Below are 12,945 nucleotides of genomic sequence, written 5' to 3' on the forward strand. Positions count from 1 at the left end.
TTTCATTTCGTGGCAGAGGTTCATGGCCCTCCTTCGCGATACAGTTTGTGCGCCTTGCTGTGCCTGCATCTACTCATCAGCCGCAGCAATCGCCCATGAGTTGAAGTCACGCAGAAAGCTGCGTACGTTATCTAGCGAGAGGTCTGCGTTGCGACGCATGTCCAACAGCCACTTGCGCAAGACTCTTGCGTGCGCCGGTTGCAGCGTCTCGCTATTAAGCATTTCCACGCTGAATTCTTTCGTCATTAACGGAATCGAGAGCAGGAAGACGTGCTTACAAGTCGACGAGCGCCCATAGGGTGGGGGCTTGCACTCCCGTATCATCGTCATCGGCCACATCGCGAATAGACACAAGCTCTGCGGCACTATCGCGCAGGGCGATTACGCTATTCAGTGACCGACATACGAAAGCAGCGATATCAGTTGGAGGCGGTATCGTATGCGTGAGCTGGATAAATGGCGAAGGTGCCGGCAAGCGATCGGCAAACCTGCACGCAACAGCACGCGGGAGCAGGCATCCCGTACCAGAACCGCCTGCCGGGCGCCGAAACTTACGCGCATCCGAATGCCGATCCCGCGTCGCTCCCAGGAGCTTCCCGCCTTTGGTCTCATCATCCCAACTTCTTGAGCGACTCGATGAAGTCCTCAGCGGACATCGGCTCCGACATCTCCGCTTCGTCTGCGGCATCCCGAATCGTTGCTGCCAGATCCTCGGTGTCCGAGGGACTGCCCGCCCACGAGAGTTCCCACAGCAACGCCTGGATAACCTGTGCAAGAGTCGGGTTCAAAATCTGGAATGTGTGAACAGTGCGCGTAATGTTCTCGCTGTCGGTGACGTCTACCTCACTGTTGATCCGCAGCGGAAGGTTCAGGATATCTCCGATGGGAGAAAACTTGATAGCCCACCGGATCCTGGTTCCCTGCTGATACCGAATCTGGCCGTCCTCCACCACATCGTCGCGCAACTCAAAACCCACCCCACCGACCCACAGCCGGTGAACGCCTCTAAGCTCTCCGGTCTGATTGTCCTTTTCCCAGTCGTAGAACAGTTCAAGATATTCGACGCCTTGAGGGTCATACTCGCCAGTGTAAGGAACTGCATCGCCCTTTTTAGACTCCGCCAGATAGTCCGCCGCGTACAACCTTCTGAATACATCCACCACGCCACGATTGCGATCGAGCAGCGAAAAGATGTCGCGCACGTAAATTGCGCCACGAAACTGTACGGGCTCCATGAGGTACGCAACAGTACTGTCGGTCACATCGGACCAGACATAGTTCTTTTCGCCCGTGACATCATCGTCGGCCCAGTAACCGTATTCAATTTTTCCGCCACTGCACAAAGCAAGTTCACCCATTTCCCCTCCTTCATCATCTTCGAAATTCAATTCATTCCGTGGCATCGCCTCATCGACGGTAACACCCCACGCCATCAGCGTCCGGATTGCGCGCTCGTGAGCGGGTGCGCTTCGCGCCGTAACTAGTGCTGTGCGAACCGCCACACCCGATTTCCGTCCGTTCTGTAGCAAGCACAACGCGTCAAGGAAAGGCTTCATCGGCCCGGGAGGCAACGGATCCCGAGCGTTGCGAACCTCGTGGTCGATGAACTGCTCAAGCTGCATCAATCGAAAAATGCGCTCTGCTTCGTAGCTGAACAGCACGGAATCACCGTCAAATGCAACGCGCAATTCGGCATCGTTGCGAAGGTTCAATCCAGCCGACGCGGGATAGACATGCGCAGCTGGGAATCCCGCCGCCATAGCTGCCTGGACATCAAGCATGTTCGCCGAAAGAAACAGGTTCGCACCCAACGCGCCAAGATAACGGTGCGGAGGCGCGCCACTGGTGAATACAGCGCGTTTGATAGGCAACCCGTGTGTCTGATTGACGCAAAAACCCGAAGGCCGGTTACCGGGTCGTTGCGTGAAAGGATCGCGATGTCGACCTCGGCCGCCCCGCTATCGTTAAACGCGAGAAGCTTTCGCACAAGCGGAAACGCAGCACCCGGGCGAGCCGGGAGGTCAAGATTTTCCTCCTGAAGCGCCCGATAGGGGCCGGGATCGTTCTCCCGGAATGCGCGGTTTTCTCCTCAAAATCAAAGAGGGACCTCGCGGACACAGCGACCGTTACCATCTTGCCAGGAATCAAGGCAAACCTCGCTCGCCGAACAGGAAGATCATCGTATCCGCGATTAGAGACAAACCATGTCCTTTCCAGAAGGCCAATGACATCCGATGGACCGCTGATCACCTAGTTGGGCCGACCGGGGCTTGACCGTCCCTTCTCCCTGTCGGCTCATAGATGGACAAGCCTCAGGGCAGTGCTCTGCTGAGCCGTCGCACCTCGGGGAGCCCACTCCTTAAGGAGCCTCTCGTATTCTGCCCTGTACTCGCGACCGCGCGTGACAAGGTATTCGCGTTCTACTTTGGCCTCATCGCTCCTGCCGGAAAATTGAAGCGTCGCGGACAGCACCGTCCGCAACCGAATGTAAAGCAGATGAGTTGTGATATGAGGCGCCAGCGCGAGCCGACAGTCTCCAGGATAGGTCTCGTCTACCGCCTTCAGTGTCGTGCGCGCCTTCCATTCCGCGATGTCATACTCGCGGTCGAGTAGATGCAAGGTAGCGCCGACTGAGCCTGCGCAACGCAACCCCGGTTGGTCGACGAACTCACTTTGTGCAAGGTCTGCCTGGAAAACCTCCTGTCGAATCTGTTTCAGCGCTTCGAAATCTTCGTCTGCTCGCCTCGCTGCTGCACTTGGCTCCAGCGTCGCATATTCACGACCAGCGACGAATTCCCGTCCATAGCGATAAACCGGCTCCGCAATTTGCAAGAAGGGCTGCGGACCGGCAAGTGTCAGCCTGTCTTGCGCCCCGAACAGTCGAGCTGTCAAGAGGTACGCATGAGGTGCATCAAGCCGCAATACCTCTTGCAAACGACTGGCAAAGCTCCGGATACTTACCCTCGGCAACGCCGCCAATGGCACATCAGATGAATCCGGCTCGTAGCACGCTGGGAGTACGTCGATCAGCTCCCATGCCTGCGCTTCGAGATCCAGTTGAGTCTCGATGTTTTCGAAAACCTCGTCCATCCTGCGCCAACTGAACATAACGCTTTCCCGACTGATCGCGTCACGACTGGTTTCAATGGAGATTCCCGGCAACATCGCCTGTAACTGCGCTGCCTTTGATTCCAGCCGCTGCTTCAATTCACTGAGAAACGGGCGCAACGCCTCCCCTTCCCATGACGGCAACTTGAGCGCAGTGGCAAGCGGACGAAAACGTTCGTACAATCCAGCCCTCCTGTATCCATTGATGACCCCGCCCGCAGTTTCGATTTGTTCATAATGAATTGGTATCGAGACATTCCTTGTCCGCAATAGTCACGGTGTCGCACTCACGCCCCTATTCCCGCTAGACAGAAAATGTCCAAAAGCCGATGGATAATGCCAGGTATCAAACGGCAACCAGGTGCGCACAAACAGGGTATTCGACTTGCCGGACATCCTCCCTGGCTTGATCTTTCAACTGGAAGAACCCACGGAAAGGTTAGATGAGCGGAAGAGTATTCGTGGTAAGCCATCCCTGGCTGGCGGGACACCTCAAGATCGTCGCATTCGGGAACCTGCAATCAACCACCGATGCTGCGCTCGACGACGTGATCGATGCGCGTTCCGAGGTGCTCTTCGATCTCATCGCGGGTCGGCCAACGGAGGTTTCGCGCCGCGCATGGTACGAGTTACGCTATTGCCCCGGCGCGGCGGGCTGGCTGCAGTGTCCGGCTTATTTAAGCATTTCCACCCTCAAACGAGTCGCTGCGCAGGCACTGGACGAGGACAAGTACATCGCCCGAGTCCGCGCTGGGCGCATAGCGCAATCCACCGTTTCCAGCCAACGAGCGATTTTGAGCGTGGTGAGGGACCTTCCTGGCATCGAGAGGTCCGGCAATGCAGGCCTGAGCGAGCGTTCGCATGGCAACGGTCGAGCACTGGCAATACGCGGCCTCGGTGCCAAAGAAACTTGCTCTGCCTGCCGTAGCGCCGTAGATGCGGGCAATAACCGATGCGCTTTGTGCGACGCTGCCCTCAACCGCTTCCAGCTTTGCTAAGAAAAACGACCGGCTTATTCCGGGAAATTGCCCAAACCGGTTGGGAAGACAGCCCCGCAGGAACTAATGCTCCACTCCGCGCCGCAGCGCCTGGGCCACGAAACGATATGACAATGACTTCCGGCACTCTCATATCTGTAACCATCGAATACTTCCGAAATGCGCGTTATCGCAAGCGCCATCAAGTGGAAAGCCACCGGACCCCACGCTATCGCGTGCGATTTGAGTTGCACGGTCAGCCGCCCGTTGAAGCAGTCGTCGGACCTAATCCAACGCAATATCTGGTCGCAGACATTCGTGGAAGCGGACCTGGCGACTTTGTCGAAGTGCAGTTGTCGAATGACGGAGAAGATATTGTCAAATGGGTCAACAGGACGCGCGAGGAACTTTGGAACGCCCTTATCGAAACGGGGAAATGCGATCGAAGCGGACTAGAATCCTGAGCTGGCAATTCTTGAGGGGCACAACTGGAGACCGCGAACTGTGCGGTGCCTATTCGCCATGACGAAATACCCACTTCGCAACGTAAGTTTGAGACGCGGAACGCCGTGCGTGAAGAATGGATGGCTCAACGATGCCGAATTTTTATTGAAGCGTTGACAATCGCGCAAAGCTCGTCAGCCTCTTTCTCAAATGGCTACGCATCAAGGCGCTACCGCAAGGATTCCGGGATGCGATTGAACAATGGGCCCACACAGCGCTTCGCGCTCCTACGACGACGCGCATGGCGGACTGCTTCAGGACGATACACTCGCTTTCCCGCCGAAAGAGCAGTTCGATGAGTGGTACCGGACTACACAAGAGCGCCGGCGTGAGTTCAAAAAAAAACGACGGCTCGCCCATTCTTGTCGCATTTACTGCCGTCGGTAGTCTCTCGGCGACCCTGAAGAAGACTGAAGAGTCCAAGGAAGGGCGCTAGTCCGCGCCCTCGATCTCGGTTGCACTCGTTTACCGTGCGACCCGGCGCAGCCGGAGCGTGCAGAAGCACGCGCCGGTTTTGCGCCGGAATCGCTTGCCTGTTTCTCGCGCGCTAGACGCAGCGCTCCGCTGCCGCTTTCACCTTGGGGACGACGTCGTTTCCGCCCATCTTTTCCCAAAGCTCTTCCATCGCTTTCAACGTCTGCTCAACATCGAGGTCACCGTTGATGTCCACACTTACCGTTCGGATGCGCGTATAGAGGGCCTTGGCTGTCGTTCTGTCGGACACAGAAAATTCCCGACGCAGTTCATTAACGAACGTGTTCCGATCAAAGCGTTCGTCACTTACCGGGCCCACTTCCAGGCGGAAATAAAGTCTCGATTCGACCATACTGAACCACAACTGCACTGGGCATGACGCTCTCCAGCGGTCGGTATTTGCCACCTGGAATCCGGGAATCGAGAGCCAGCTTTCAGCAACGAAGCAAACGTCATTCGCTCGCGTCGTGTGCGGCTTCAATCCCCCGATTTTCCCCGAAAACTTCTCTGAGAACTCCTTGAACGCTTCGGGTAGCACGGGCACGGGGCCGTGTTGCATGATAAGGTCCAACGCGGTTTTGTGTTCTGCATAGATCTTCCTGCAGGCGTTGATGAGTTCTTGAGATGTAGCGATTTCTTTCTCGATCATTTCGACGTAATGGTGAATGGTCATTGAAACGGCCGACGCAAGCGAACTGTCACGGGTCAGGCGCCGTAACTCATTGGTCAACGTCCTGTAGTTGAGGGAGACCCACGCTTCGTCCTCACCGCTATAGCCATCAGGTGTGAGAAATGCGCCGATGAAATGAAATTCGGAATAGCGACTTTCGACAAGTTCGCGATACCTTTTCAACTGGTCTCGCCCCTCCGTTGCGTCGATCTTGTTCTCGATGACGAACATCAACCGCAAGTCAGGAATCTCGACGGTGATATCAAAGTGGTCTCGCTCGCAGTAGACCCGTGCCTTCGAGCAATCGGTCACCGCAATGGCAAGTCGCGATACTGGCGAATCAGGATGACCAGATACGGTGGCCATCAAAATAGCACGGAGAAATTTATCCCCCAGTCCGTGGGTTTCTGCGGGGTTCAGCAAAAAGGAAAGAAAGCGCGAGTGCCTGATTTCCTGCCGCGCCATTCCGATAGCGTCGAACAGGTTGAAACAGTTGACAAGGCCATGTTCGCGTTCTAACACTGATACAGCATCGATAAGTTCCAGGAGTTCTTGCTCGCGTTTCATCGTAGTTTCGGCACTTCAGAAAACAATTTGTAAGCACACACCGACCTATTTCACTCGTTGAGTTGAAGAGGTCAAGTCATAGCGAGAGACCTGCGCGTTGCAACTAATGTCAGGACGACGGCATTGCCATGACACCATCCAGAAAGCCGCTCATGCGTGGAATTTGATCTATACCGCCATATGTCGAGTTGTTCCATACATCGAGGTCCGCCGAAGGCAGTTGCTTCTTGAAGTTGCCAATTGCCGCGAGGAACGCACGGAGTGGCACAACGCATCGCCTGTAATTTGAATAGTGACGATCGAACATGTATCCCAGGAAGTTCGATTGGATGCACAAGGCGATCTTGAACTGTACCGAAGCGTCGCTAGCGAGCAGTCTTTCGACGAACTTCCCCATTCTGACGCAGGCTTTGTACGATTCTTCACTATCGGAAAAGCGCATCTCAGTCGAACATTGCTCCGACACGAAGCTATTGCACTCTGCCAGCAGAGTCTTGAGATCTTCATCCAGATTCCGCCTGTCGATCTCGAAGCATCTTCCACCGAGGCCATCCCGAATCAGACGCACATGAGGCACGAACCGGTGGGAACTCTCGATTAATCGTTCAACAAGTGTTGCCATACGTTCTCTCCCTAGATGTCTGTCGGCACGTCTATGCACCGCAGTGAGCGCTTCGTCTAATCTTGCCTAGATGCCATTGCCGACTTCTATGTCAATAAGGCTTTTGCCGGACACGGTAAATTCCGTGAGATAAGCCTTCACGTACCGCTGACCGTTGCATCCCGATGGCCTTAATTACTAAATGTATGGCCGCAGTCCAGGCATTTATAGTTGTCGAGCACGTGATCGTCGACGAATTCGCCCACTTTGGCACCAACCGCCCCACCAGCCGCAGCGCCGGTCAATGCCCCCAGTATTCCGCCTACAATTGCACCGGCAGCCGTTCCCACCACCGGGACAAATGAACCAATGACGGCGCCAGCTGCGGCCCCTTCTCCGGCGCCTGCCCAGCCACCAACCGCCCCAGCCGTTGCACCCACTGCTGAGCCAGTTCTCTTGCCGTAGTTGCGCTTGTCAACTTTCGCGCTTGTGCATTTGGGACATGACGTTGCCATGATTAGTCCTCGCAAGGTTGAGATGAAATAGAAGCGTTCTGCCGTCATGTATTACGACGATTTGCCACCAAACCTTTAGATATTTTTTCTAAATTTGAGAGCGAATATTCATTTCAGCGGTTTGCACGCGAAAGTGCTTTCGGATCGTCCGTATAGTGCTGTGGATATAACGTTGCTTGTTGTGTCGTATACCGGAGACCGCGCCAAAGCGGGCGCTTTATGCCGCGATATGATGAGTGCAATCGTTGCCTGCGAGCGTCGGATACCATCGCTCGAAGCATGATCGCAACTGCTCATTCAGGACGGACGTCCTCACCTGCAGAAGGCCTTGCGCATGAGCCGGTCGCCATGCCATCTGCTGACGCTTCACAAAGCGCTTGCTGACTACCTGGTTGACCGCCGACTCGACGAAGCTCGAGGTGATCGGCTCGCCATGACGGTAGCGGTCCCCGTAGTTCACGATAAAGCGCTGGTTGTTCTCGATATAGCCGATGAACTCCTCGAGTCTGGCCAGCAGTCTGGCCTCCTCGGGACTGTCATCCGTGGCGAGTTCCCAGCCCAGGCGTTCAAGCCGCTGCAGCGCCGGATAAGGGCAGCCGTGCCAGAGGTGCCACTTTGCACTGCGCAGCGCATCGATCAGTGTCTCGACACATGGCCGTTCGTCGCGGTCCGGCAACCCCTTCATCATCTGTTCGAGATTCTGTACCCGCATGGCGACGTGAAACCAGTCGAGTACTCTCTCGCCACAATCGCCAAAGTCGAACTGGGCGCGGCGCACGGTGTCGCCGCCGTCCGACAGGAAAGTTACCGGCTGGTCGGCGCCGACGCCTTCCTGCGCAAGAAACGCCAGCATCCGATCGGCAGGCTCGTGCTCGAGTGTGTGAACGTAAGCGAAGCTGTGTCCGCGACCGTCGTCGCGCAGTGATTTCCCGACGATGACTTCGAACCAGCCGTCCTGCCGGCTGCTGTGTCCGGCCAGGCGGATATAGCCGCCGTCGATGCCCACGGCGCGTACTGAACTGTGCTGCGGAATGGCGCATCGGCCAGCAGGCAGATTGACGTATCGCCGTTGCTCGACGGCGACCATTGCCTTCGAACTCTCAAGGCGGCGGCCGAGCGCGGCGACGCGTCTCCGGATCGTGGTGGCCGCAAGCACATGCTCAAGCGGTAACACCTCCTGCAGTACCCGGACGGTCAGCCCGTAGGACATCAACGCGGCAAATTTGGCCTCGAGATACTGCAGTTCGGGACTCGTCCGCTCACGCAGGCAACTGGCCAGCGGGCTGAAGGACCGGCGCGCGCTTCCGTTACAACGGCACTGGTACAGCCGTGGGCTGTCGAACGATAGCCGGCCAAACACCGAGCGGTAGAGCAGGCGATGGTGGCCCTTGACGGTCAGACGGGAGCCGCAATCCGGACACACGCTCATTCGGGCAATCGCCTCAGTGGCCTGGGCTTCTATCATCGAACGCTGCAGCCGGCCCAGCAGCGCCTTTGCCTCTTCAAGGTGCAAGCCAAGTGAGCCGGCATCGAAGCCTTCCCGTTCGAAGTGGGCAATCTCCGTGATACTCGGCTGCTCGTCGACTTCCGTCCGAACCACAATCTGCACGCTGATCTGCATGGCGGCCTCCTCCGCTCGGCACATCGCCTGGGCGATCAGCATATCGCACCAGCGTCTGCAGGCGTTCATTCGCCGCCCGACCGTCGAAACGCCGATCCAGCCAGATGAGCCATTCGTCGGCCTCGAAGCGCAGATCGTTCACGTCAATCTGGCCTTCGCGCAAAGTCTCAATCCACTCGAGAAACTCCTGCTCGCCATGAACTTCGAGAGCGTTCATGTATCTCTCGGGTCCTCCGGCGTCTTCTGGCAGGCAACGCCCGGAGCCCGCGACGCAGCGTGGTAGTGGTCTTGCCCGCTGGTTGCACGTTCGCCGCTCGACGCGCACGTCATGCAACCACCACGAGGTGAAGTCGTACAGATAGGCAAAGCACTCATGTTCGTGCAGGCCAAATGCTGCGAGGGACAGGCTGTCTGGGCCGTCGAAGAATTGGAACGCACCGTCACGATGTCCACCGTAACGCCATCCGCGGATGACGAACCGGTGCAGGTGTTCGTCGTTCCAGCCCATGGCGAGCTGGATTACCTGATGCGACTGCGCAATCGTGATCTGCTCGGGAATCAGGAGTCGCCGCCAGACCGGCGGGCTGACGCCCCGCAGACTGATTCGCAACTGGAGAACGGAAGATGCTTCGGAAGAGTCGGAGTCCATCGAAGGCACTATAAAGGCTTCGTTCAGTCATGTTCGCAGACCCGATTCCAGCCCCCGCTTTGGCGCGGTCTCCTTCGTGGTTTCCGACGGGGCGGTCTCATGGACGTTGAAGACGTATCGGCGCGCGTGATCCCAGCAAGATGCCAGGCGAACCTTGCCGCTTTCGGTCAGCTCGTTGAAGCCGGCATAGCCGTCCGCCTGAAGAACGCCTTCGAATCCGGCAAGATGGGTCTGGGGGTGGATGCCTTTGCGGTCCGGCGAGTACGCGAATCAGACAGCAGCGGGTTCGCTCGAACCAGAGCGTCGATCATCGCGCACGTAGACCCACAACCGACCAGTTTTGGTTTTCTTGTTGCCGGGCGCGAGCACCGGGATCGGCGTGTCGTCCGCGTGGAGCTTCGCCGCCGACATCGTGTAACGACGCAGCGCTTCAGTCAGCAACCGGCAGAGTTCTTCGCATTGCCCGACCCAGCGCGCCATGGTGGCCCGATCGAGACGGACGCTGTCGCGCGCCGCGATCTCGGATTGCCGATACAGCGGCGTATGGTTCGCATATTTCGAAACGATGATCTCGGCCAGCAAGCTCGGATGCGCGATGCTGCGCTCGATTGGCAGCCCCGGCATGGGTGGTTGCACGATATGGCCGCAACCGGTGCAGATCCGCTTGCGACGGATCGTGCGGATGACCTTGAACATCGCCGTAACGCGTGCGAGTTGCTCGGACACGTCCTCGCCGAGCAACTCCATGGCGTTGTTGCACTTCGGGCACGTCGAGTCGGGCTCGAGCACGCGGTCTTCGCGCGGCAGATGGGGCGGCAGGGCTTCCTTTGCGGATGCCGCAGACGCGCCTGAACTTGATGCACGAGCGCGCGCACGGCGAACATCGGCAACGCCGCTGCCCGCTGCCAGATCCTCAAGTTGGGTTTCGAGCCGATCGATCTGTCGGTCTACCTGCTCGGATTTACGACCGAAGTGCATGCGCCTGAGCTTGTCGATCTGTGCCTTCAGGCGCTCAAGTTCCTGGTCCCGCTCAACAATCTCCCGGTCGCGTTCGGCGATCTCCTGGCGCATCTTTGCCATCGATGCCTGCTGCTCGAGCACAAGGGCGTGGAGCTCGGCAACGGTTTGCGGAAGCGGCGCATGGTCAGGCATGCGCTGCAGTTTACGAGCCTTCGATGAGGTTTACAACATCGACAATGCGGCCGTACGACGGGGTTGTCGCCAATCGATGCCTTCCAGCAACATCGACAGCTGCGCAGACGTCAGATAGATCTTGCCTCCATCAGCCTGTGGCCAAATAAATCGTCCGCGCGAAAGCCGCTTCGCAAGAAGCCATAGGCCGTCATCGGTTGCCCACAGAATTTTTACGAGATCGCCGCGACGCCCTCGAAAAATGAACACATCGCCGCCGAGCGGATTCTCTTGGAGTGCCGTTTGCACCTTTGCGGCAAGAGCAGGAAAGCCGCTACGCATGTCGGTTACGCCCGCAGCGATCCACACGCGCGTACCCGTTGGCAGGCCGATCACGATCGCACACTCTTGAGCACCGTACGCAGCGTTTCGGCGTCAACTACACCATCGACCTTGATCACCGCCCGGCCAATTCGAACTTCAATTGTGCCGATGGTCCGGGTTGGCTTCACCGTCTCCGGTTCGACCGAAGATGTAGGCGTGATGGCGACCGGCGCGTCGCTCACGACCGTCACCGGAACAAGTTCGGTCGTCCCGGCAGCTTGCTCCGCACGGTAACGCCACCGCCACTTGAACAACATGTTCGCGTTGATGCCATGTTCCCGGGCGAGTTTCGAAACAGAGACGCCTGGTTCACATGCAGCCGCGGCCAGGCGACGTCGAAACTCGGGGCTATGGTTCGGGCTGCCTTTACGTGTTCCCGACGCTGGCTTCTCTTCTGATCCCAAAATGGTTCCCGCTACTCAAAATGGTGGGAACCACTTTGGCGTCTCCGATTGCACAGATCAAGACGGCCGCGCCGCGACGCTTACTGCGATTTCGCGCGGCTCGCCTCATCGCACGTACTTGATCTTATGGCGTTTTTCAGAGATAACCGCCATTTTCGGCACGAAAAGTACGGTTACCCCTGGCTGGCCCAGCAACCCTAAGCCGCGACATAAACGGAGGAGGCGAAGGCCTCCTCCTTATGCCGTTTGTCGCGCTACTTACTGTACGGTGGGACTAGACAGTCTTGTACTTCTCAAGCGCGTCAGATACCTGCTTGACCGTCTGTGCGTGAGCTTTTAATTCGGCCTCACGTCGAAGCGCATCGAGAATCACTTGACGTTGGCCTTCAAGGTCGGCGCGGAAATGCTCTTCGGCATGATCGTCGTCGTGTCCAATTCGGGGGTACCACGGTGCGCGGAGATTCTCATCCCCACTCACTGTGACCTTGATCCCGCCGTCGAGCGTTCCGGCAGCATTGGCGTAGTCCACGATCACACGGTCGTTTGGGCTATGATCGGGATCGTGACCATGTCCAGTGTATTGGTGAACGTAGATCAGCCACCAGCGATTGAGGTAGCTGTTGAGTTCAGCGTTCTTGTGAATGGCTTGCGTCGCGACGACATTGCGGGCGTTTTCTATCGAACCAGCCGTATTGACATCGAGTGCCGGGGCAAAGTACGCCTCCACGGCTTTACGCGCGAAAGTGCTCGCTTCACCCGCTGGCCGCCCCGTCACGCGGAGCAAAAGCAGCTTCGTGAGCACGCCGACTACCACGCCGCTATACGGATCGAATCCAAACTTCTTCCAGTTCATCAATTGCCACAACGGCACATCCATCTCGTCCATGATTCGAACAAGCCGTTGGACGGTGTCTTTGTCAGGCTGCTTCGCTGATGAAGGAACTCCTGCAAGAATTTGCTCAACGGTCTTTCGACGCGCATTAATCTCGCCTTCGAACAGATCGACGCTTTCCTTGGTAATTCGCTCGTCGATGTAGCCACGCAATCGTTGTATCTCAAGAATGACAACATCCAGCTTTCTCGATATTTCGTCGAGTTTGTCAGATACGTGATTCTGCCAGTCTGCGAAGTTATGCTTGTCTATCGCTTCCAAAGCAGCTTGTACTGCCGCGACAACCACAGGGGCAATCAGCACTCGTGGTTCTCGTCGCACACCGCTCGGAACTTGCATACTGCAACTGACAGTGAGAGATTCCGACGTCGTATTCAAATCCTTCTGGGCGAATTCGGCCACGATTCAGTCTCCGGAAAATTGGAAGTTTTCTATCCGAAATCAAATT

The 12,945-nt window shown here is 57.1% G+C and carries 13 protein-coding genes and 2 pseudogenes; 2 read left to right on the forward strand and 13 right to left on the reverse strand.

Annotation, left to right across the window (positions count from 1 at the left end; translation table 11 throughout):
• Positions 1-69 precede the first annotated feature (69 nt).
• The 4 genes and pseudogenes from H1204_RS46215 to H1204_RS46225 form a co-directional block, all read right to left on the reverse strand.
• A complete protein-coding gene (locus H1204_RS46215) occupies positions 70-246 on the reverse strand; it encodes a hypothetical protein (RefSeq protein ID WP_180735614.1) in 177 nt (58 codons plus the stop codon).
• A 365-nt stretch (positions 247-611) separates the two neighbouring features.
• On the reverse strand, positions 612-1,871 hold the full coding sequence (locus H1204_RS46220; protein ID WP_243469041.1) for a 5'-nucleotidase: 1,260 nt from the start codon (positions 1,869-1,871) through the stop codon (positions 612-614).
• Between the two features lie 59 nt (positions 1,872-1,930).
• A pseudogene (locus H1204_RS53155) lies at positions 1,931-2,026 on the reverse strand (5'-nucleotidase); the annotation flags it as partial.
• Between the two features lie 269 nt (positions 2,027-2,295).
• Positions 2,296-3,291: a hypothetical protein gene (locus tag H1204_RS46225; RefSeq protein ID WP_180735615.1), complete on the reverse strand. Its 996-nt coding sequence runs from the start codon at positions 3,289-3,291 to the stop codon at positions 2,296-2,298.
• 260 nt (positions 3,292-3,551) lie between these two features.
• On the opposite strand from H1204_RS46225, the gene H1204_RS46230 reads away from it, so the two are divergent.
• Together H1204_RS46230 and H1204_RS46235 are read left to right on the forward strand one after the other, a co-directional pair.
• Positions 3,552-4,106, forward strand: a complete 555-nt coding sequence (locus H1204_RS46230) for a hypothetical protein (protein ID WP_180735616.1) — start codon at positions 3,552-3,554, stop codon at positions 4,104-4,106.
• Positions 4,107-4,219: 113 nt separating this feature from the next.
• Positions 4,220-4,549 carry a hypothetical protein gene (locus H1204_RS46235; RefSeq protein ID WP_180735617.1) on the forward strand — a complete coding sequence of 110 codons (330 nt, stop codon included), beginning with the start codon at positions 4,220-4,222 and terminating at the stop codon, positions 4,547-4,549.
• Between the two features lie 587 nt (positions 4,550-5,136).
• Here H1204_RS46235 and H1204_RS46240 read toward each other — a convergent pair.
• The 9 genes and pseudogenes from H1204_RS46240 to H1204_RS46280 all read right to left on the reverse strand — a co-directional run bounded on the left by H1204_RS46240 (position 5,137) and on the right by H1204_RS46280 (position 12,899).
• Positions 5,137-6,300 (reverse strand): PD-(D/E)XK nuclease family protein, encoded by a 1,164-nt coding sequence (locus tag H1204_RS46240; RefSeq protein WP_180735618.1) that lies wholly within the window; start codon positions 6,298-6,300, stop codon positions 5,137-5,139.
• Positions 6,301-6,409: 109 nt separating this feature from the next.
• Positions 6,410-6,922, reverse strand: a complete 513-nt coding sequence (locus tag H1204_RS46245) for a hypothetical protein (RefSeq protein WP_180735619.1) — start codon at positions 6,920-6,922, stop codon at positions 6,410-6,412.
• Positions 6,923-7,092: 170 nt separating this feature from the next.
• Entirely contained in the window at positions 7,093-7,464 is a 372-nt protein-coding gene (locus H1204_RS46250; RefSeq protein WP_346015786.1) for a hypothetical protein, read from the reverse strand.
• Positions 7,465-7,633: 169 nt separating this feature from the next.
• Positions 7,634-9,037, reverse strand: coding sequence for an ISKra4 family transposase (locus tag H1204_RS46255; protein WP_180735620.1), 1,404 nt, complete (start codon positions 9,035-9,037; stop codon positions 7,634-7,636).
• A complete protein-coding gene (locus tag H1204_RS46260; RefSeq protein WP_180735621.1) occupies positions 8,919-9,686 on the reverse strand; it encodes a plasmid pRiA4b ORF-3 family protein in 768 nt (255 codons plus the stop codon). Before H1204_RS46260 ends, H1204_RS46255 begins: the two co-directional genes overlap by 119 nt.
• A gap of 69 nt (positions 9,687-9,755) precedes the next feature.
• Positions 9,756-10,838, reverse strand: a pseudogene (locus tag H1204_RS46265) (IS66 family transposase); the annotation flags it as partial.
• Positions 10,839-10,868: 30 nt separating this feature from the next.
• Positions 10,869-11,213 (reverse strand): IS66 family insertion sequence element accessory protein TnpB, encoded by a 345-nt coding sequence (tnpB, locus tag H1204_RS46270; RefSeq protein WP_079503813.1) that lies wholly within the window; start codon positions 11,211-11,213, stop codon positions 10,869-10,871.
• Positions 11,210-11,605 carry a transposase gene (locus tag H1204_RS52840; protein ID WP_180735622.1) on the reverse strand — a complete coding sequence of 132 codons (396 nt, stop codon included), beginning with the start codon at positions 11,603-11,605 and terminating at the stop codon, positions 11,210-11,212. The genes tnpB and H1204_RS52840 overlap by 4 nt, the downstream gene beginning before the upstream one ends.
• 274 nt (positions 11,606-11,879) lie before the next feature.
• Positions 11,880-12,899 (reverse strand): hypothetical protein, encoded by a 1,020-nt coding sequence (locus H1204_RS46280; protein WP_180735623.1) that lies wholly within the window; start codon positions 12,897-12,899, stop codon positions 11,880-11,882.
• Positions 12,900-12,945: the final 46 nt, after the last annotated feature.

The sequence above is a fragment of the Paraburkholderia sp. PGU19 genome (genome assembly GCF_013426915.1).
GTDB lineage: Bacteria > Pseudomonadota > Gammaproteobacteria > Burkholderiales > Burkholderiaceae > Paraburkholderia.